We start from the raw sequence: 21004 nt of genomic DNA, 5'->3' as shown, positions 1-21004 counted from the left end.
GATTGCGTGAACAATCCAAAAAACTCAGAGCTCATCTTCACTGACCAAACAATCCTTGCTCTCACCTACCAAGGTCTCTGTACTTATTTCCGATCAGCTACTCTTCTCTTCAACGCTTCATTATTTGCTAATTAATATCCCACTTTCGTTTCATTTTGTCAATCTTTTTTCAATAAAAAAAATCAAGCAGTTTCTCTCTCATTTCATTTTCATCCATTCAATCCACTTATCCTAAATATTTCTTTCCTATTTTTTCATTTCCATCCATGCATGATAATATTCAATTCTGATATTGTTTTCGTCCGTATTTGTCAATAGATATTGTCCGATCACTTCTCCTGTTTCCCACCCTTTTTCATGCATTGTTTCTCTGACTTCTAAGATATTATTACGTTCCGCATGGTTCATCTCAGATTTCAATAAAAACCGGCGATAAACAGTCGTATCTTTTTTCTTCCAAATCACATCTTGGGAAAATAAATGTATCTCACTGGGGTCGATAAAAAATCCGTACATCGTTTGCGAACTGGAAGCTGGCATACTCATCATTCCAAAACTCGAATAGTTCGGTAGAAATTGTTTTATTTCCACAATATCCTCAAATTCCGTTGAGATCATACAGTCAAAAGGGATCTCTTCTATAGGAAATTCTTCCTCGTCTGTATCGATCATCAATTTCAACTGTTTTTTTCGCGCCCTTATCTCTTTCTGTTTTTGTTTCATTATCAATAGTTCTTTATGGATTCTTTTTTCTGTTTCATCAAGTGTCTCATATAACTCCGTCAGCGTTTTACCATATAAATTCTTCATCTGCTTGATCGGTATATCTAATTTTCTATAAAAAACAATATCATAAAGCATAAAAATATCGTCGATATCAAACAAGCGGTAATCATTCTCTTCCTGTCTGCTTGACCGGATCAGGCCCTGTTCATCCCAATAGCGAATCGTTGATTTTGGCAAATCGAATAGTTCTGATACTTGGCCGATCGTGTACATTTTTTTCATTTTTTCTCACCTCTTTTCTAGTTTATTCCTTTTTCTATTGACCTTCAAGCTACTTGAAGGTATAGAATCGAAAAGTATCAGGAAAAAGGAGGAATAATATGACTATCTTAAAAAAATTCTTACAGCAAAACAAAGGACTCGCTCTCCTTACCTTTGTGATGATCTGTTTACAAATCGCCGGTACATTAGGTGTACCAAAATTAGTAGCCAAACTGATCGACACAGGTATAGCAAGTGGCGAAGCCTCTGTTATCAAGAAAATCGGCGTTGAAATGCTACTTGTAGCATTTCTAGGAACGATCGCTGCAGTTGCCTCTAGTTACTTTTCAGCGTTGGCATCCGCTCGGTTTGGATTCCAGACACGGGAGAAATATTTCCGTAAATTCCAACAACTGTCAATGAAGGATATCAGCCGTTTCAGTTCTGGATCTCTTTTGACAAGAATGACGAATGATGTCGATAATGTCCAGCAAATGATTGTTTTATTTTGCCAAATGATTTTACCAGCACCAGTTATTTGCTTTTTCACCATCCTCATGATGTTTCGTTATTCTCTATTGCTTACATGGGTTACATTATTCTCTGTTGTTTTTTACGTATGGATCGTTTACCGACTGATGAAACGAGGAACGCCTTTATCTTTGAGTATCCAACCAAAAATGGATCGGATCACCATCACATTGAGAGAATTCTTTACGGGGATCAATATGATCCGTGCCTTTGATAATCAGTCATATGAAGAAAAGCGAACGAATCAGACCTTTGCAGATTATGCTAGTCAAATGATCAAAGTGAACCGAATCTTTGCTTGGGTCACTCCAATTGCTTTTTTACTCATGGGAATCGTTTATGCTTCTATTTTGTGGTTTGGCGGAAATCTTGTGGCAGACGGGACGTTACAGATCGGGGTCGTGACCGCGGTAGTGGAATACTCTATGCTGACACTTGCTTATTTGATGATTGCAGCCATGGTACTGGTCATTATCCCTAAATCATTCGCCTCTTTACGACGAATAGAAGAAATACTCGAAGCAGAGATCGAAATTAAAGAAGAGACGATCCAAACAGTTGCTAAACCATCCTTTGCTCAGACAAATGCAGCTGCTTTTGAACATGTCACATTCAAATATACTGAAACTTCTGATCCAGTTCTAGAAGATATTGATTTTACAATACCTAAAGGAAAAACAACGGCGATCGTTGGCGGGACCGGATCTGGAAAAAGTAGTTTAGCAAAACTTCTCTTGAGACTAAGTGATCCTACGGTAGGAAAAGTGACCCTTGGTGGTATTCCTCTTACTCAAATGACGCAGGAACAGATCCGCTCACACATCAGTTATGTCCCTCAAAAAGCCTTCTTATTCAGCGGTACGATCTTAAGCAACTTGCAGATGGGAAATGAACATGCCTTACCAGAAGAATTGGCTAAAGCGATCAAGATCGCCCAATTAGAAGAACTAGTGGACACTCTTCCGGATGGATTAGATAGCTTTGTTGCTCAAGGTGGTTCTAATTATTCTGGCGGACAGAAACAGCGGATATGCATTGCTCGAGCATTGATCAAACCAGCAGAAATCTATGTATTCGATGATAGTTTTTCCGCTTTAGATTATAAAACAGACGCAGCATTAAGGGCAGCACTCCATAAACACATGTCGGAGAAAACTCTCGTGATTGTTGCTCAACGTCTCAGTACGATCCAACAAGCAGATAACATCATTGTTTTAGATGAAGGAAAAATCGTAGGACAAGGTACTCATGAAGAACTATTGTCTAATTGTCAAACATATCAAGAATTTGCCAAATCACAAGGAATATAGAAAGAAGGGATTCGATGAAAAAGAAAAAAACGTTGAACACACGCGCTTTGATACGTTTTTGGAAAATGATCAAACCTGAACATAAATATTTTTACGGATTGTTTCTATGCAGTTTGTTGGGCAACCTATTAGTTGTAGCCATGCCCCTGATCATGGGAATCGGGATTGATGATTTGTTGTCGCAAATAAGAAAAACAGGTATTGGACAGCTTTCTCTCAGTGATATCAAACAAGCATTGCTGTTCCCTGTCTTATTGCTGATCGGCTGCTCAGTCCTAAGCAGTATTGCTTCATTTATCCAAGAACGTACAATGTCAGCATTAAGCGAAAAGATCACATTGAGGGTGCGAAAAGAAATCACAAAAAAATTCAAAACATTGCCGATGTCGTTTTTTGATAATCATCAAGTCGGCGACATCATCAGTCGAACGACTACCGGACTCAATCAGCTTTCTCAAGTGTTATTGACAGGTATCAATCAATTTTTCACTTCTGTCGTAACAATAGCTGCTGCTGGTCTAATGCTGTTTTATATCGAAAGCAAGCTCACTTTGCTTGTCTTATTGCTGATTGTTGGAAGTTCAATTATTACAACTAAAATTGCGAATAAAAACAAACAGATTTCTGAACAAAACCAATATGAACTAGGTGTCTTGAATAATCGGATGGAAGAAATATTAGCTGGTAATCTAGTGGTCAAAACATTCAATCAGCAAGCTCATGCAGAAGCTTCTATACATGAAGTAAACAAAAAACAATACAATGCTTTTAAACGTGCTCAATTTATGAACTTTGCCATCTATCCGGTAATCCGTTTCATCAATCAACTTGCCTTCATCATAAGTGCGGTATTCGGTGCTATACTCGTTCTTTCTGGCGGTGTGACGATTGGCTTCTTACAAGCTTACCTTCAGTACATCAATCAGATCTCTGAACCAATTTCCACTGCTTCTTATGTGATCAACTCGATCCAATCCGCAATGGCTGCAATCGAAAGGATCTTTGAGATATTAGATGAAACAGATGAAATTCCGGATCTACCAGAAGCAAAACTTTTGGAAGAGCCGGAAGGAAAAATAGTTTTCAAAAATGTACAATTTGGTTACACATCGGATAAAATATTGATGAATCAAGTTGATTTTTCAGTAAAACCAAAACAAACTGTGGCGATCGTTGGACCAACTGGTGCAGGAAAAACGACTTTAGTCAATCTGCTGATGCGTTTTTATGAACTGAATAAAGGAAAGATCGATTTTGACGGCCGCGATATTACTAAGCTTTCGCGTGGAGAACTACGCCGTTCTTTTGGGATGGTCTTACAAAATACCTGGCTATTTGAAGGAACAGTGGCCGATAATATTGCCTATGGGAAAATGGATGCCACGAGGGAACAAATTATCGAAGCGGCTGAAATCGCGCAATGTGATCACTTTATTCGAACACTGCCAGAGGGATATGATACAATCATCTCTAGCGAAAATGGTACGTTATCTCAAGGGCAGCAACAATTATTAACAATTGCACGGGTCATTCTGGCAAATCCCCCTGTCGTTATTTTAGATGAAGCAACTTCTAGTGTAGATACACGAACAGAAGCATTGATCCAGCAAGCAATGGAGGCTGTGACAAAAGACAGGACAAGTTTTGTTATCGCGCACCGTTTGTCAACGATTGAAAATGCAGATATGATCCTTGTAATGAAAAACGGCGATATCGTCGAAAAAGGAACGCATTCTGAATTACTCCAAGCACCAACGCTTTATGCTAGCCTTTATAATAGTCAATTTCAGGCAGCATAGCCAAAAGAGCGTGGGACAAAAGTAAAGAACACTTTTGTCCCACGCTCTAAACACGTATAAACGGCGGAAGCAGAAGCAACTCCTTCGGAAATAAGCTGAAATTAACAAAAATTTGAAAAAGCAATTTTCGTGAATTCCTTCTTATTACTTGGAGTTAAACGCTTCTATCCCAGCCTCTTTGTCTCATTACTGGTTGAACACAAAAAATGTTAAAATATCTGAATGCAATCAGCTAAATATTTTGGAATGGCCTCGTATGTAGCTTTCCAGTCAGCAGGAGCAATTCTGATGGCTTTCATGAGTTTTTCTAAGCTTTTCTAAATGCAGCTACGTTTCTTGTTTCTTTTGTCATCATGACTTTTTTAACCCCTCATTTTCAACGACTTTTTCACGAACAGCCGATTGAATTACCAAAAAACGTGGAGTATAGCGGCATTTTGTTCACTCTTTCTTTGTCTTTTTTAGGTTGTATCATTGTCAAAAACATGAAACGAAGTGTATGAGGATTTAAATAGTGAAAGGATGGGGAACGATCATCAAGATCATCGTTCCCCATCCTTTTTTAACCATATTACTTATTAAAGATCTTAGGGCCTTTTCTCATGTTTTTACGATCATTCTTAGGTGTTTCCATTTGTTTGGATCGGCCTCCACCTTGTTTCTTTTTGATCAATTCTTTCATTTTTTCTTTTTGGTCCATTTTTATTCTCCTTTAACGAATGAAGCGACTAATTCGATATGATGGGTTTGCGGGAAAAGATCTACAGGCTGAACTTTCTTCACGGCATAACCTGCTTCTGCAAATAACTTAGCATCTCTTGCAAAAGTTGCCGGATTACACGAGATATAGACGATTCGTTCTGGTGACATTTCGATTGCTGATTCAATAAAATGATGATCTAATCCTTTTCGTGGAGGGTCAACTACGATCACAGATGGTTTAATCCCTTTTTCTTGCCATTTTTTCATGACTTTCTCTGCTTTTCCGACTTCATAATGAACATTTTCGATTTTATTATTTAAAGCATTGAACTGTGCATCTTCAATTGCTTCTGGAATAACTTCCATCCCATACACCTTATCCACTCTGTCTGCTAAAGACAAGCCAATCGTACCTATTCCTGAATAAGCGTCGATCACAATGTCTTTTTTATCTAACTCAGCAAACTCGATGGCTGTTTGGTACAGATACTCTGCTTGTTGAGTATTTACTTGATAAAATGACTTTGCTGAGATTCGATAGGTTTTTCCTAATAGCTGATCTTCGATATAGTCTCTGCCATATAAAACTTTTCCTTTGTCTCCTAAAATCACATTTGTTTTTTCTTCATTGATATTTTGGATGACCGAAACCACTTCTGGCAATTCTTCATGAATGGCTTCGGCAATTTCCTTGGATTTAAAGAATTTTTCTTTACGAGTAACTAAAACGACCATCATTTCATGGGAATAATGACCACGACGGATAATGATGTGACGAAGCTGGCCTTCATTTTTTTCTTCATTATATCCTCGTACTTGGAACCGTTGCAAGATATCTCTGACTACTTTGATTGCTTGATCGATGACAGGATCTTGGATATAAAAATCTTCGATAGGGACTAGATCATGGCTATTCTTTTTGTAAAAACCGGTGGCTAACTGTCCATCGATACGGCGAACAGGGATCTGTGCTTTATTACGGTAGCCGAATGGTTCTACCATTCCGACCGTTGGAAGTACAGGAACTTCTGGCATCTTAGCAATCTTCGCCATTACATGCTCTACTTGTTTTTGTTTGAAGACAAGCTGTTGTTCATACTTCAAATGGGCTAAAGGTGCGATACCTGTGCGAAGTAATGCATTGTTTTCTACAGGCTGGCGATCAGGAGATTGTGTAATAAATGTTTCGACTTTCCCATACCCAAACTTATTGCCTGCTTTCACTACTAGTATTTCTACTTCTTCTCCAGGGAGTGCATTTTCGATAAACAATGGATAACCATCGATTTTTGCTACCCCCATTCCTTCATAACTCAAGTCGACGATTTCGACTGTATATCGTTCGTTTTTCTTTACTATTTGCTGTTCTGTCATATTTTGCTCCTTTAATCCTATTTTTCAATCCTACTGAACTCTACTATAAATCAGCTAATTACACAACTAAAACCGGCACTGACCTTACTACGTTCAGCACCGGCTTTTGATTAATTCTTTTGATTAGGTGTTTCGTCTGCTATTTTTCCGTCACCGTCGATATCTTCATCCGTTAAACGTTCGACTTCTTTTACGAATTCTTTGCTGACAACCTCTAATTCTTCTTCATCTGTGCCTGTGATTGCTTCATCAGGAATCTGATCGGTATTGGCAAAGAACTCAATGTGTTGATGAAGATTTTGGAAATGCATCGGTGCTTCCCCGCCATATTCACCATCTAAGTTGATCATTACTGGTCGATTGATATCATCTTCTGTTTCGACGAACAAACTGCTTGTTTTGGTATAGATTACTCTTGGATCATCGACATGTCGACCGCCATTCAGCATGAGTGCCGCAATATGCAAGATCTCAAAGATATTTGCTGTCTTCACAATGATCAAAGAAAACTTGCCATCATCCAATTTGGCATCTGGCGCGATCTGTTCGAATCCTCCAACAGAGTTCGTCAGCCCTAGGAAAAACATCGAAGCATTTCCGATATATTCCCCTTCATCATACTTCAAGCGCATTTTGATTGGCTTTACTCGAGGCAGCATCTCTGCTCCTTTCGCAAGGTAGGCAAGATAACCAAAAATACTCTTTAGTTCTGATGGAACTTCATAAGTCAATTCTGTCAAATAGCCGCCTGCAGCGATATTGATGAAGTAACTGCTATCAGAAAGACCGATGTCCATTTTTACTGTTTGGTGTTTTTTTATTACTTCTGCTGCTGCTTTAATATTATCTCTAGGAATTTTTAATGCTCGAGCATAGTCGTTCGTCGTACCGGCTGGGATAATGGCCATTTTAGGACGGTGTTCAAGCGGAGCGATCCCATTGACCACTTCGTTGATCGTTCCGTCGCCCCCAGCTGCCACTACTAGATCAAAACCTAGTTCTGCAACTCTGCGTGCTTCATTCTTGGCTGAATCAGGTTCTGGTGTAGTGGCATAGGCGCTGGCTTCAAATCCTGCTTCTTCTAATGCCTGCAGGATATCCGCCAAATTTTTTTTCAATAATTCTTTTCCCGAGGTAGGGTTATAAATTACGCGTGCTTTTTTCATTTTCAGCCTCTAGCGTTTCGCTAATTCATCTTTAAGCAGCTTGTTCACGACACCAGGATTTGCTTGCCCTTTAGTTGCTTTCATGATTTGACCGACTAGGAAGCCAACCGCACGATCTTTTCCATTTTTGAAATCATCGACAGATTGTTGATTGTTATCCAAGATTTCATTAATGATTGGAAGAAGTTTGCTAGGATCAGATAATTGTACCCAACCATTTTTCTCAACAACTTCTTGCGCTTCTCCGCCATTTGTGATCAATTCACGGAAGACTTTTTTGGCGATTTTTGAGCTGATCGTTCCATCGGCGATCAAACGAATCATTCCTGCTAAGTTCTCAGGTGTCAATTTTGTCTCAGCTAATTCCAGTTTCTCACTGTTCAAGTAAGCAGAAACTTCACCCATCAACCAGTTAGATGCTTGCTTGGCATCTGCACCATTTTCCAAAACAGCTTCAAAGAAATCAGACATTTCTTTTGTAAGTGTCAATACCATTGCGTCATACTCCGGAAGACCAAATTCACGGATATAGCGTTCGCGACGAGAAGCTGGCATCTCAGGTAAACTAGCTTTTACTTTTTGAATCCATTCGTCATCGATCACGAATTTCGGAATATCAGGCTCTGGGAAATAACGATAATCACTAGAACCCTCTTTCACACGCATCAAAACTGTTTTATTCGTTGTTTCGTCAAAACGGCGTGTTTCTTGTTGGATTTCTCCTCCTGAAAGAAGAACTTTTGCTTGTCGTTTTTCTTCAAAAGCTAAACCTTTTTTCACGAAAGATAAAGAGTTCAAGTTTTTCAATTCTGCTTTCGTACCGAATTCTTCTTGTCCATAAGGGCGGAGAGAAATATTCGCATCACAACGCATAGACCCTTCTTCCATTTTCACATCGCTGACTTCTGTAAATTGGATGATTGAACGCAATGCTTCTAGATAAGCGTATGCTTCTTCTGGTGAACGCATATCAGCTTCAGAAACGATTTCGATCAAAGGCGTACCTTGTCGGTTCAAATCAACGTAAGAATAACCGCCGATACCATGCATGTTTTTCCCAGCATCTTCTTCTAAATGGACTCGTTCGATCCGGATTTTTTTCTTCTTGCCTTCTACTTCGATTTCGATCCATCCATCATGACCGATTGGTTGATCAAATTGGGAAATTTGATATGCTTTCGGATTATCTGGGTAAAAGTAATTTTTCCGGTCAAAATGAGTATCTTTAGAGATTTCGCAGTTTAATGCCAAAGCGGCTTTCATCCCGAATTCCAGCGCAGCTTTGTTCATTACTGGCAGCACGCCTGGATAACCCCAGTCAATCACGTTTGTATTGCTGTTTGGTTCTGCACCAAAATGAGCTGGCGCTGGAGAGAAAATTTTTGAGTTGGTTTTCAACTCGACGTGGACTTCTAGTCCAATGACTGTTTCAAAATTCATTCGTCTTTCCCTCCTAAAATAGCTGGTTGTTGTGTGTGGAATTCTGTTGCTTGTTCAAACGCATATGCCGCTTGATACATCGTTTTTTCATCAAAATAATTACCGATGATCTGCAATCCAACTGGTAATCCTTCTGACAATCCTGCCGGTACAGACATACCTGGAAGTCCAGCCAAGTTGACAGGGATCGTTAAGATGTCACTCATGTACATCGTGATTGGATCGTTGATGTTCTCACCGATTCCGAATGCCACTGTTGGTGAAGATGGTCCGATGATCAAGTCATAATCTGCAAAGACTTTTTCAAAATCTCGTTTGATCAATGTACGGACTTGTCCTGCTTTTTTGAAGTAAGCGTCATAATAACCCGCACTTAATGAGAATGTACCTAACATGATACGGCGTTTTACTTCTTCACCGAATCCTTCTGAACGTGAGTTGACATATACATCATCCAATGATTTCACGTTTTCAGAGCGATAACCATAGCGAATACCATCGAAACGTTGCAAGTTGGAACTTGCTTCTGATGAGGCAATGATATAATAAACAGCCACACCGTATTTTGAATGTGGTAAGCTGACTTCTTCCACAACAGCACCTAATGAACGGAATGTTTCTGCTGCTTTCAATACAGCTTCTTTTACGCCAGGGGCCACACCTTCGCCTAAGTATTCTTTAGGTAAAGCAATCTTCATTCCTTTGATGTCACCGGTCAGTCCCTCTGCAAAGTCAGGAACTGAAACGCCTGAAGAAGTACCGTCTTTTTCGTCATAACCACTGATAGCTGTTAATGCTAATGCGTTATCTTTCACCGTACGGGTCATTGGTCCGATTTGGTCAAGAGATGAAGCAAAGGCAATCAAACCAAAACGTGAGACACGGCCATAAGTAGGTTTCATTCCTACAATGCCGTTGAAAGCTGCTGGCTGGCGGATACTTCCCCCCGTATCACTACCTAAAGAAACTGGGATTTGTCCAGCTGCTACTGCTGCTGCAGAACCACCGGAAGAGCCACCAGGTACTTTTGTTTGGTCCCAAGCATTTTTTGTTTTCTTGAAATAAGAAGTTTCCGTACTTCCGCCCATAGCAAATTCATCCATGTTTAGTTTTCCAACAGGGATCATATCTGCTTGATAGATTTTATCCATGACCGTTGCATCATAAATTGGTTCAAAATTGTAAAGAATCTTAGATGCAGCGGTTGTCAAGATATCTTTTGTTACGATATTATCCTTGATCCCAATCGGAATTCCAGCAAGGATGTTGCTTTCATCAATCCCTTTTTCATCTAAAGCTTTTGCCTGTTCCAATGCTTTTTCTTCATTCAATGTGATGAATGCTTCGATCTCAGGCTCTGTTTCTTTGATTCGTTCAAATGTTGCTTTTGTCAAATCTTGTACAGTGATTTCTTTTGATACAAGCATATGATGTAGTTCCTCTAGAGAACGATTGTGTAATTTTGTCATTATGCGCCAGCCTCCCCATTATCGATGATTGCGGGAACTTTGATAAAGCCGTCTTCTGTTTCCGGCACATTTTTCAATAATTCATCACGGTTCCATCCAGCTTGCGCCCGATCTTGTCGCATCACGTTTACTGTTTCGACAACATTCGACGTAAATGGAACACCTTCCGTATCTACTTCTTCCAGCATTTCCACCATATCGATGATTTTACCTAATTGGTCGGTAAAACTTGCAAGTTCTTCATCTGCGAACGCAAGTTTTGCTAATTTGGCAACGTGTTTCACTTGTTCTTCACTAATCGCCATACTACCCCTTCTTTCTAAACGAGTTAAAAACTTTGCTCTCTATTTTAACATAAGAGTGCTCTGTCTGAAATTATTTATTGAAATTTGTCTGAAAAAACTCAATATTTATTCTTTTGCTGAGTGGCTTTTAGCCAATGCTTCTGCCATTTGATCTTCTGTCCAAACTTCGATTCCTAATTCTTGTGCTTTGGTTAGCTTGCTGCCAGCATCTTCTCCTGCTACCACGATATCCGTTTTTTTCGATACGCTACCAGTCACTTTCCCGCCAAGATTTTCGATCGTCTCTTTTGCTTCTTCACGAGTCAATCGTGTTAGTTTACCAGTAAGGACTACTGTTTTTTCTTTAAAAGGCGACTCGACTTCTTGCAATTGGGTACTTCGAAGCCCTTTGTATTCGAAATTGACGCCTGCTTGTTTTAATTCATTCATCAATTCATGGACTTCTTCGTTACTAAAATAAGTGACTACACTGTCGGCAATGATATCACCGATCGTATCGAGCGCAATAATCGACTCATAGTCGCTTCTACTCAATGTCTCTAGATCACCAAAATGTTCTGCTAAAATTTTTGCTGCTTTCGCTCCGACATGTCGGATTCCTAACCCGAAAATCAACCGCTCGACCGAATTATCTTTGCTGTTGTCAATTGCTGTCAAAATATTATTTGCTGATTTTTCTTTTATTTTGTCCAACGTCAATAACTCTTCTTCTGTCAATTTATAAAGATCAGCGACATCTGCGACTAGTTTTTTGTCATACATCTGTTCAAGCACACGCGGGCCCAACCCGTCGATATTCATCGCATTTCTTGAGACAAAGTGGTTCAAGCCTTCTTTCATTTGAGCAGGGCATTTAGGATTGATGCACCGTAGCGCTACTTCTTCATCCAAATGGACAAGTTCACTTCCACAAACTGGACAATGTGTAGGTAATTGGTATTCTTCGCTGTCTTTAGGTCGTTTATCCAACACGACTTGCGAAACTTCTGGAATGATATCTCCCGCTTTATAAATCAGAACTGTATCTTTCAAGCGGATATCCTTCAACTTGATATAATCCCCATTATGCAGACTGGCACGGCTTACTGTCGTTCCTGCTACTCGGACCGGCGTCATGATAGCCGTTGGCGTCACTACCCCCGTTCGTCCGACTGTCCATTCGATGTTTTCGATCAGTGTTTCAACTTCTTCTGGGGGAAACTTATAAGCTGTTGCCCATCGTGGTGCTTTGACAGTAAAGCCAAGTTGATCTTGCAGCGAGAACTCATTCACTTTGATGACGATCCCATCAATCTCATAGGGCAAATCTACACGTTTATCATGATATTCCTCAATGTATGCCCATACTTCGTCAATCGAATGACATAGACGTTTTTCCCGATTCGTGTGGAATCCTATTTTTTCTAGCTCTTCTAGTGCATCATACTGTGTTTTTGCTTCCATAGGACCGAAATCAGCTACTGTGTATAAGAAAGTATCCAGATTTCTTTTCGCTGTGATTTTAGAATCTAACTGACGCAAGGAACCGGCTGCGGCATTCCGAGGATTCGCAAAGATATCTTTTCCCTCTGCTTCTCTGTCTTGATTCAATTGAACAAATGAACGTTTTGGCATGAAACATTCGCCTCTTACTTCGATGTTCATCGGTTCTTTTAATTTGATTGGGACTGATCGGACAGTCTTTAGGTTTTCAGTGATGTTTTCTCCTACAGTCCCATCCCCACGAGTCGCTCCTCTAACGAAATTCCCATCTTCATAACGCAAAGAGACGGAAAGACCATCTATTTTTAGTTCGCAGCAATAATCGACTACACGTCCCACTGCTTTTTGTACACGTTGATCAAAAGCTATCAGCTCTTCTTTGCTGAAAACGTCGTTCAAACTGTAAAGCGGAATATCATGAGTGACTTTTTCAAACCCTTCTAATACTTTTCCGCCTACTCGTTGAGTGGGAGAATCCGACGTGATCAAATCAGGATATTGTTCTTCGATTGCTACTAATTCTGCGTATTCTTTATCATAAACATAGTCTTCCACTGTTGGTTTATCTTCTACGTAGTATTCGCGAGACCATTGGTTCAATCTTGTACGAAGCTCTTCTGCTCGTTTAGCAGCTTCGTCAATCGTCATTTCATGTTCCATCATTTACCCTCCACTACTAAGCTTTTTCAATTGGCGCAAAGGCAGCCAAAAGACGTTTTACTCCTTGACTTGGGAAAGCCACATCTAGTTCTAGATCCTTCGACGTCCCACTTACTCGGACGACTGTTCCTAGTCCCCATTTTTTATGTTTGACTTTATCTCCAGGTTTCCAGCTGTTCTTTTCCCCTCCAGTGGCACTTTTAGAGGAAACAACCGCTGTCTCTGGCTGTTTATAGCTATATGCTGCTATTTTTTTAGCGAATACAGGTGTTTTTTTAGGCGTAGGACGCATGCCCTCGATTTCTAGCAATTCTTGATCGATTTCTTCTACAAAACGAGAAGGTCGGTTATATTGCGTCCGTCCATATAATGTTCTGGAGAAAGCATTGGTTAAATACAACGCTTCTTCTGCTCGCGTGATTCCCACATAAGCGAGACGACGTTCTTCTTCCAGTTCGCTTTCTTCCATCAATGCTCGAGATAAAGGAAAAACACCTTCTTCTAGACCAATCAGGAATACAACTGGAAATTCTAATCCTTTGGCTGCATGCAACGTCATCAATGTCACTTGCGAAGCGTCTTCTTCTAAATTGTCAATGTCAGAAACAAGTGCCAGATCGTTCAAGAAGACCGTTAGTTTTTCTTCTGGTGCATCAGCATCTTCTTCATTTTGCTGTTCGAACTGCTTATCGAATTCTTGTGTGACCGTTAAAAATTCCTCCAAGTTTTCGATGCGCGCTTGTGCTTCTAATGTATTTTGGATTTTTAAATCTTCCAGGTAACCGCTACGATCCAAAACCTCTTTCGTCAATTCTGTCACTGTCAAGTATGGGATCATCTGCGTGACTTCTTGAATCATCTCTCCAAATGCACCTAATTGCTGGCCTGCTTTTCCACCGATATTTGCCAGATCCACATTTTGGGCTGCTTCAAGCAGCGGCCATTCATGGAGAGAAGCAAAACTGCGTAGTTTTTCGATAGATCCTGGTCCGATGCCTCGTTTGGGCGAATTAACGATACGCTCAAAACTGATTGAGTCTTGAGGATTTGCCAGCACATTTAAATACGCTAAAATATCTTTGATTTCTTTACGATCGTAGAATTTGTGCCCTCCAACCATTTTATAAGGAATATTTGCTTTCAACAGGGTTTCTTCCATTACACGAGATTGTGCGTTCGTCCGGTACAAAATGGCAAAGTCGCCGTAATTTCGATGATTGCTTCGTATCTCTTCTTGCATCCGGTCTACGATAAAACGGGTTTCGTCTCGTTCATTATCTGCACGATAGTAAGTGATCTTGTTTCCTTCTTTGTTTTCTGTCCACAAGTTTTTTGGTTTTCGATTGCTATTGTTTTCAATGACTTGGTTTGCCGCGCTAAGAATGTTTTTCGTGGAGCGATAGTTTTGTTCCAGCAAAATCACTGCAGCATCTGGATAATCTTTTTCGAAATCCAAGATGTTCTGCATATCTGCACCGCGCCAGCCGTAGATACTTTGATCTGCATCTCCCACTACGCATAGATTTCTAAATCTACCTGCCAATAAATTGACCAACGTATACTGTGCGTGGTTTGTATCTTGATACTCATCTACATGAATATAATGGAATTTGTTTTGGTAATATGTGAGTGAATCAGGATGTTCTTCAAATAACCGGATCGTATTCATGATCAGGTCGTCAAAGTCCATACATTGATTGTATTGAAGCTCTTTTTGATAAGCAGCGTAACATTTTGCCGCAATCTCTTCGTAATAACTACCTTGCATTTTTGCAAAATCCTGAGGGGTCTGCAAGCTATTTTTTGCTTGGGAGATTGTTCCTAATATGCTGCGAGGATCATATTTTTTCGGGTCAATGTTCAGTTCTTTCAGTATCCGTTTCATCAAGGTCAGCTGTTCAGAAGAGTCGATGATCGTAAAGTTCCGGTTATACCCGATAAAATCAACATCTCTTCTTAAAATACGCACACACATTGAGTGAAAAGTCGATACCCAGACATCTTCGCCTCCAGATGCGAGAATCGCATTGACACGTTCTTTCATTTCTTTTGCAGCTTTATTGGTAAAAGTAATCGCTAGGATGTTCCAAGGATTGACTTCTTTTTCCTCAATCAAATAGGCAATACGATGCGTCAACACTCTCGTCTTTCCACTTCCCGCACCTGCCATCAGCAATAATGGTCCGTCAGTGTGAAGAACAGCTTCTTTCTGACGGGGGTTCATCCCGTTTAATAATTCAGCTTTGGATGACATTAACAACATCCTTTCTTTTATCAATCTTGTTAATTATAGCATTTTCTTGGCTTTCATTAAACTAGCTAATTCAAAATCATTTGTTTCTTTTTATGGATTTCTCCTTGTCAATTCGTTGATTTCGCGCTAAATTAAAAGAAAGCGAGGCGTTTGAATGGAAAAAAAAGGAAAAATCAAGAAATTAGATAAAACTCAGATATATTTTATTCTAAAAGGAATATTCGTTGGACTACTGACAGGAATCGTGGTTAGCCTGTTTCGTTTATCGATCGAAAAGTTAGGCGATTTTGTTCGAAGCATCTATGAAATAAGTCGGGAACAGCCGATTTACTTAGTTGGCATGGCCATTTGCTGCATCCTTGCAGCATTTTTTGTGGGTTATCTGGTCAAAAATGAACCGGATATCAAAGGAAGCGGGATTCCACAAGTAGAAGGACAGCTTCGAGGGGAATTATCAATGAACTGGTTCTCTGTTTTATGGAAAAAGTTCATTGGTGGTGTACTTTCAGTTGGTGCAGGACTTTTTCTAGGTCGAGAAGGCCCTTCTATACAGCTTGGCGCAGCTATCGGACAAGGAGCTGGACAATTGTTTCGGAGTCCATCTTCAGAAGAAAAGATTTTGATTTCTAGCGGAGCAAGTAGCGGACTTGCAGCAGCATTCAATGCTCCTATCGCAGGATTACTCTTTGTTTTAGAAGAAATCCATCACTCCTTCTCTCCTCTTGTTTGGCTGACATCTTTTGCTGCGGCCATCACGGCTAACTTTGTCTCTCTTTATTTTTTTGGCTTAAGACCAGTTTTATATCTAGGCGATCTTCCTTCTTTGCCGTTGAAATATTATGGTTCTTTGGTGGTATTAGGCGTACTTCTAGGCGTCTTAGGTTTTATTTATCAAAAGGTCCTGCTGGCATTGCCAAAATTTTACAACCGATTGCCTTTACCAGCTTATTTTCATGGATTCGTTCCTTTCTTGCTGATTTTGCCGATTGGTTATTTATGGCCTAGTACGCTAGGCGGAGGCAATCAAATCGTTTTAGCTTTTGGACATGCTTCATTGCCAATCATTATGATTATCGGTTTGTTTGTTCTTCGATTCGTTTTTTCCATGATTTCTTATGGTGGTGGTCTTCCAGGAGGGATTTTCCTTCCGATATTGACATTGGGTGCTTTAATCGGTAGCTTTTATGGAAACATCATGGTTGATTTCGGGATGGATCCAATCTACATCAAGGATTTCGTCGTGATTGCCATGGCTGGTTATTTCACAGCAATTGGGAAAGCACCGCTGACAGCAATTATTTTAGTGACAGAAATGGTTGGCTCTCTCAATCATCTGATGCCTTTAGGGTTGGCTGCTCTTGTTGCTTATATCGTCAATGATCTTCTCGGAGGGAATCCGATCTACGAATCATTGTTGGAACGTTTACTTGGAAATAATCAGACCCCCGCTCTTAAAGGTGCCAGGACAACTTTTGATTTTCCAGTAACGGCAGAGAGTTCTTTAGACGGATTAATGGTGCGGGACTTCAATTGGCCTAAAAATATGCTGCTAATCTCTATACGCAGAGGAAATCAGGAAATCTTGACTCACGGTGATACTATCATGAATGTAGGAGATATTTTGGTAATCTTGACTGATGAAGCAAACTTACCAAGAATCAAGCAAGAAATCGAGGCAAAATCTTCGATCACAAATTTGAAGCAATCATTTTAACGAACCGGGAAGAACTATTTTATGGCACAACAACTACTCATCTATACTACTTTGACTCTACAAAAAAAGAAGAGGCTGGATTTCCCCAGTCTCTTCTTTTTATTTCTATGCTTCTGCTACTGCAGGAGCTTTTCTCAATAAACCATAAATCACACCAGAGACGACTGCTCCGATAGCAATAAACACCAAATACATGATTGGGTGACTCAGTAAGAATACAACAAAAATTCCGCCATGAGGAGCCAGTAATTTGATTCCGAAAGCACCGACTAATCCGCCAGTTAAAGCAGAACCAATAATAAAACTCGGAATGGCACGAATCGGGTCAGCTGCTGCAAATGGAATCGATCCTTCCGTGACAAACGAAAGTCCCATCACGATGTTCGTCAAACCAGCATCTTGATCTGTTTTGCTGAATTTATTTTTGAACAAACGTGTAGCAACGAAAATCGCCAATGGAGGGACCATTCCTCCAGCCATAACAGAAGCCATCACAACACTTCCGCCAGTGGCAACAGTAGTAGCTAAAGTTGCTGTACCAAATACATAAGCGGCTTTGTTGATTGGACCGCCTAAATCTGCCGCCATCATTCCAGCTAATAATGCACCAAGTAAAGCAGCATTCGAACCACTCATACTTGTCAAGAAACCATTCAATGCATCATTGATTGCTTTCATAGGGACATTGACCAGCAACATCAGGAAACCAGTAATCAGTAAGCCAAACACTGGATAAAAGAGGATCGTTTTGATTCCATCCAATGATTTTGGTAAGTTCTTGAATAATTTACGTAAAAATACGATGACATAACCAGCCAAGAATCCACCAATCAGTGCACCTAAGAATCCTGCGCCACCTGTATTAGCTAATGCACCAGCAGCAAATCCAACAATCAAACCAGGGCGGTCGCCGATACTTGAAGCAATAAATCCAGCTAATACCGGTAACATGAACCCAAATGCAGCTTGACCGATTTGGTTGAACCAGCTAGCAGCTTGATTGTAGTTCCCCAGATTCGATAACTGGTCATGCGGCACGCCAATAAATTGGTCAATCATGAAAGAAAGAGCAATAGCGATTCCTCCACCAATAACGAATGGTAACATGTGTGATACGCCGTTCATCAAATCTTTATAGATTCTTTGTCCGACAGTACCATCCGCGTTTCCTTCTTCTGAACTATTTTCTTTTCCGTCACCATGGAATACTGGTGCAGTACCACTAAGGGCTAGATTGATCAACTCTTCTGGTTTACGGATACCATCACTGACTGGACGATTGATCAATTCTTTTCCGTCAAAACGGTTCATCTCTACTTTTTTGTCTGCTGCAACGATCACGCCTTCTGCACGAGCGATGTCTTCAGCAGTCAAACGGTTTTTGATTCCTTCTGAACCGTTCGTTTCGACTTTGATCTCCACTCCCATTTCTTTCGCTTTTTTCTTCAAAGCATCTTCTGCCATGTAAGTATGAGCGATTCCTGTTGGGCAAGCTGTAACGGCAACAACGAATTTTCTTTCTGGATGAGCAGAAGCTTCTGCAGCTTGTGTTTCTTGTTCTGCTTTTTCTTCTGCTTCTTTTTGCTCTTCAGCTGTTTGGAACAAGTCTTGGACTTCTTCTGGTGTACTTGCTTCTTTTAATTTCGCTACAAAATCTGCATCAATCAGCAATCGAGATAGCGCTGCTAATGCTTGCAAGTGTGTGTCGTTCGCGCCCTCTGGAGCTGCGATCATGAAAAACAGATAAGTTGGCTGTCCGTCTAATGCTTCATAATCTACACCTTTTTGGCTTTTTGCAAATAAAACTGTTGCTTCTTTGACTGCACTATTTTTCGCGTGAGGCATGGCGATTCCGTCACCAAGACCTGTAGAGGTTTGTGCTTCACGAGCTAGAATTCCTTCTTTATATGTGTCGATATCGGAAATCCGGCCGGCATCAAACATTTTTTGGACCATTTCATCGATCGCGCCTTTTTTATCAGTCGCTTGCAAATCCATGATCATTGCTTCTTTGACCATTAAATCCTTGATATTCATGATTATCCTCCTTGAAACTAATCAATTTTTGTGATTTCAACTTCTGGCAATAACTCATCAATCAGTTCGCGAGCTGCCAAGTCATCAGAAAAAGCCGTTGCGCTTCCACAAGCAACTCCCCATTTAAAGGCTTCGATCGGATCTTTTGTCCGGCTGTAAGCACCAATAAAACCGGCGATCATTGAATCCCCTGCACCTACTGAATTTTTCAATGGGCGAACCAATACATTCGTTTTATAAGTTCCTTGTTCTGTAAAGAGCAAAGCGCCGTCTCCAGCCATTGAGATCAGCACATTCTGTGCCCCTTCAGCTAGTAATTTTTTTCCATACGGAATGATTTCTTCTACAGATTGGAAGGTTGTATTGTAAAGCTCAGCTAATTCGTGATTGTTTGGTTTGATCAACAACGGTTTCTTAACAAGTGCATTTTTTAGATCATCACCTGTTGTATCGATTACGAAATCTGCACCTTTTTCTCGAATGATATCAATCAGTTCTTGATAAAATCCTTTTCGTAGGCTGGCTGGCGCGCTTCCTGACAATACGACGATGTCTCCTTGTTCTACTGTCCCTAGCGCTTGCTTCAATTCATTGATTTCTTCGTCTGAAATAGCTGGACCTAAACCGTTAATTTCAGTTTCAGTATCTGATTTTAGTTTGATATTGATTCTTGTATCTTCTTGCACGTGTGTGAACAAAGAGTTGATTTGTTCTTTTTCAAGCCACTTCGAAATAAATTTGCCAGTGAATCCTCCTAAAAACCCTAGTGCTGTAGATTGAGAATCGATCCGTTTCAAAATACGGGAAACATTGATCCCTTTTCCTCCAGGCAATTTGAAGTCTTCTTTCATCCGGTTCAAATCACCTAGTTTTAACCCATCTACGCGTACAATATAATCAATTGATGGATTAAGTGTTACTGTGTAAATCATTGTATTGCCTCCTTAATTGTTGTCTTTTCACGGAATTCATTGATGAATTCTAATGGACAACGCTCGGTTATGATCGTGGCTGATTCCAAAGGTGCAACAGAGGTGAAAGACAACTGGTTGAATTTAGTATGATCAATCAATACAAATGTCTCTTCAGAATTTTTCATGGCTAAACGTTTAACAGCTGCTTCTTCTGGATCCGGAGTCGTGAATCCTTGCTCGATATGCGCACCGTTCATTCCCATAAACGCTTTATTGAAATGAAAATGTTTTAGTTGTTCTATCGCATTAGATCCTAAAACAGCATTGGTTGACAGCTTGATCGTTCCACCTAAAATGATCGTACCAAGCTCCAAATCAACTAAATTTGCCGCATGTTGAACGGAATTTGTCACCACTGTGATTTGTTTTCCTTGTAAAAAAGGGATCATTTCTAAAGTAGTCGAGCCCGCGTCTAAATAGATGACATCTTCGTCATTAATGGTTTCAGCTGCCAATTTGGCGATCTGCTGTTTTTCATGAATGTTTTTGAGTGATTTTTCGCTCATATTCTGCTCAAAATTCAATAATTGCTCTTTCTTAGCGCCGCCATGGACTCTTTCTAGAAAACCACCATTCTCCAACTCTTGCAAATCACGCCTTATCGTTGATTCTGAAGCATTCAAAAGGTATACAAGATCTTGTGATTTCACGATTTTCTGCTGTTCAAGCAAGTCTAGGATTTTTTGTCTGCGTTCCTCTGTAAGCATTTTCACGATCACCTCAATACAAATAATAGCATATTTTTTTTAGACTCGCAATACAAATCAGTCAAAAACGTTCACAAAAATTATAAATCAGTC

Annotated in this window: 15 protein-coding genes and 1 other annotated feature (1 of these 16 only partly in view); of the genes, 3 read left to right on the top strand and 12 right to left on the bottom strand. The window is 40.1% G+C overall.

The window, feature by feature from the left end; translation table 11 throughout:
* Positions 1-122 (bottom strand) — a binding site (T-box leader); it reaches 110 nt to the left of the window's first position.
* 124 nt (positions 123-246) lie between these two features.
* The gene (locus IGK53_RS05620) at positions 247-1008 is read right to left on the bottom strand and encodes a MerR family transcriptional regulator (RefSeq protein ID WP_002329294.1); all 762 of its coding nucleotides are present in this window, start codon (positions 1006-1008) and stop codon (positions 247-249) included.
* Between the two features lie 98 nt (positions 1009-1106).
* Here IGK53_RS05620 and IGK53_RS05615 point away from each other — a divergent pair, with 98 nt between their 5' ends.
* Positions 1107-2828, top strand: coding sequence for an ABC transporter ATP-binding protein (locus IGK53_RS05615; RefSeq protein WP_002342581.1), 1722 nt, complete (start codon positions 1107-1109; stop codon positions 2826-2828).
* Positions 2829-2842: 14 nt separating this feature from the next.
* Positions 2843-4627: an ABC transporter ATP-binding protein gene (locus IGK53_RS05610; RefSeq protein ID WP_002329296.1), complete on the top strand. Its 1785-nt coding sequence runs from the start codon at positions 2843-2845 to the stop codon at positions 4625-4627.
* A gap of 571 nt (positions 4628-5198) precedes the next feature.
* Here IGK53_RS05610 and IGK53_RS05605 read toward each other — a convergent pair.
* The 8 genes from IGK53_RS05605 to pcrA all read right to left on the bottom strand — a co-directional run bounded on the left by IGK53_RS05605 (position 5199) and on the right by pcrA (position 15479).
* Positions 5199-5327 carry a 30S ribosomal protein S9 gene (locus IGK53_RS05605; RefSeq protein WP_002295229.1) on the bottom strand — a complete coding sequence of 43 codons (129 nt, stop codon included), beginning with the start codon at positions 5325-5327 and terminating at the stop codon, positions 5199-5201.
* A gap of 2 nt (positions 5328-5329) precedes the next feature.
* Complete coding sequence (gene rlmD, locus IGK53_RS05600) at positions 5330-6703, bottom strand: 23S rRNA (uracil(1939)-C(5))-methyltransferase RlmD (protein ID WP_002329297.1); 1374 nt, start codon at positions 6701-6703, stop codon at positions 5330-5332.
* Positions 6704-6813: 110 nt separating this feature from the next.
* Entirely contained in the window at positions 6814-7869 is a 1056-nt protein-coding gene (locus IGK53_RS05595) for a diacylglycerol kinase (protein WP_002292050.1), read from the bottom strand.
* Positions 7870-7878: 9 nt separating this feature from the next.
* On the bottom strand, positions 7879-9309 hold the full coding sequence (gene gatB, locus IGK53_RS05590) for an Asp-tRNA(Asn)/Glu-tRNA(Gln) amidotransferase subunit GatB (RefSeq protein WP_002297526.1): 1431 nt from the start codon (positions 9307-9309) through the stop codon (positions 7879-7881).
* Positions 9306-10778: an Asp-tRNA(Asn)/Glu-tRNA(Gln) amidotransferase subunit GatA gene (gene gatA / locus IGK53_RS05585; protein WP_002297528.1), complete on the bottom strand. Its 1473-nt coding sequence runs from the start codon at positions 10776-10778 to the stop codon at positions 9306-9308. Before gatA ends, gatB begins: the two co-directional genes overlap by 4 nt.
* A complete protein-coding gene (gatC, locus tag IGK53_RS05580; RefSeq protein ID WP_002288477.1) occupies positions 10778-11083 on the bottom strand; it encodes an Asp-tRNA(Asn)/Glu-tRNA(Gln) amidotransferase subunit GatC in 306 nt (101 codons plus the stop codon). The genes gatA and gatC overlap by 1 nt, the downstream gene beginning before the upstream one ends.
* Positions 11084-11188: 105 nt before the next feature.
* Positions 11189-13225: an NAD-dependent DNA ligase LigA gene (gene ligA, locus IGK53_RS05575; protein WP_002306506.1), complete on the bottom strand. Its 2037-nt coding sequence runs from the start codon at positions 13223-13225 to the stop codon at positions 11189-11191.
* 16 nt (positions 13226-13241) lie between these two features.
* Entirely contained in the window at positions 13242-15479 is a 2238-nt protein-coding gene (gene pcrA, locus IGK53_RS05570) for a DNA helicase PcrA (protein WP_002329298.1), read from the bottom strand.
* Positions 15480-15633: 154 nt separating this feature from the next.
* Between pcrA and IGK53_RS05565 the strand changes: the two genes are divergently transcribed.
* Positions 15634-17193 (top strand): ClC family H(+)/Cl(-) exchange transporter, encoded by a 1560-nt coding sequence (locus tag IGK53_RS05565; RefSeq protein ID WP_002329299.1) that lies wholly within the window; start codon positions 15634-15636, stop codon positions 17191-17193.
* 105 nt (positions 17194-17298) lie between these two features.
* Here the strand turns inward: IGK53_RS05565 and IGK53_RS05560 are convergent, their stop codons facing one another.
* The 3 genes from IGK53_RS05560 to IGK53_RS05550 are packed head-to-tail and all read right to left on the bottom strand — an operon-like array spanning position 17299 to position 20911.
* Positions 17299-19230 (bottom strand): PTS fructose transporter subunit IIABC, encoded by a 1932-nt coding sequence (locus tag IGK53_RS05560; RefSeq protein WP_002306502.1) that lies wholly within the window; start codon positions 19228-19230, stop codon positions 17299-17301.
* A 17-nt stretch (positions 19231-19247) separates the two neighbouring features.
* Positions 19248-20162 carry a 1-phosphofructokinase gene (gene pfkB / locus IGK53_RS05555; RefSeq protein WP_002329300.1) on the bottom strand — a complete coding sequence of 305 codons (915 nt, stop codon included), beginning with the start codon at positions 20160-20162 and terminating at the stop codon, positions 19248-19250.
* Positions 20159-20911, bottom strand: coding sequence for a DeoR/GlpR family DNA-binding transcription regulator (locus IGK53_RS05550; RefSeq protein ID WP_002329301.1), 753 nt, complete (start codon positions 20909-20911; stop codon positions 20159-20161). Before IGK53_RS05550 ends, pfkB begins: the two co-directional genes overlap by 4 nt.
* Positions 20912-21004: the final 93 nt, after the last annotated feature.

The sequence above is a fragment of the Enterococcus sp. DIV1224 genome (assembly GCF_050555455.1).
GTDB lineage: Bacteria > Bacillota > Bacilli > Lactobacillales > Enterococcaceae > Enterococcus_B > Enterococcus_B lactis.
This window is presented reverse-complemented; position numbering and strand designations above follow the sequence as displayed.

Bases quoted from the DNA above. Each gene is read 5' to 3' on its own strand.
- rlmD (WP_002329297.1), bottom strand. From the start codon at position 6,703: ATGACAGAACAGCAAATAGTAAAGAAAAACGAACGATATACAGTCGAA.
- IGK53_RS05565 (WP_002329299.1), top strand. From the start codon at position 15,634: ATGGAAAAAAAAGGAAAAATCAAGAAATTAGATAAAACTCAGATATAT.
- IGK53_RS05605 (WP_002295229.1), bottom strand. From the start codon at position 5,327: ATGGACCAAAAAGAAAAAATGAAAGAATTGATCAAAAAGAAACAAGGT.
- IGK53_RS05615 (WP_002342581.1), top strand. From the start codon at position 1,107: ATGACTATCTTAAAAAAATTCTTACAGCAAAACAAAGGACTCGCTCTC.
- IGK53_RS05550 (WP_002329301.1), bottom strand. From the start codon at position 20,911: ATGCTTACAGAGGAACGCAGACAAAAAATCCTAGACTTGCTTGAACAG.
- pcrA (WP_002329298.1), bottom strand. From the start codon at position 15,479: ATGTCATCCAAAGCTGAATTATTAAACGGGATGAACCCCCGTCAGAAA.
- gatC (WP_002288477.1), bottom strand. From the start codon at position 11,083: ATGGCGATTAGTGAAGAACAAGTGAAACACGTTGCCAAATTAGCAAAA.
- ligA (WP_002306506.1), bottom strand. From the start codon at position 13,225: ATGGAACATGAAATGACGATTGACGAAGCTGCTAAACGAGCAGAAGAG.
- IGK53_RS05610 (WP_002329296.1), top strand. From the start codon at position 2,843: ATGAAAAAGAAAAAAACGTTGAACACACGCGCTTTGATACGTTTTTGG.
- pfkB (WP_002329300.1), bottom strand. From the start codon at position 20,162: ATGATTTACACAGTAACACTTAATCCATCAATTGATTATATTGTACGC.
- gatB (WP_002297526.1), bottom strand. From the start codon at position 9,309: ATGAATTTTGAAACAGTCATTGGACTAGAAGTCCACGTCGAGTTGAAA.
- gatA (WP_002297528.1), bottom strand. From the start codon at position 10,778: ATGACAAAATTACACAATCGTTCTCTAGAGGAACTACATCATATGCTT.
- IGK53_RS05595 (WP_002292050.1), bottom strand. From the start codon at position 7,869: ATGAAAAAAGCACGCGTAATTTATAACCCTACCTCGGGAAAAGAATTA.
- IGK53_RS05620 (WP_002329294.1), bottom strand. From the start codon at position 1,008: ATGAAAAAAATGTACACGATCGGCCAAGTATCAGAACTATTCGATTTG.
- IGK53_RS05560 (WP_002306502.1), bottom strand. From the start codon at position 19,230: ATGAATATCAAGGATTTAATGGTCAAAGAAGCAATGATCATGGATTTG.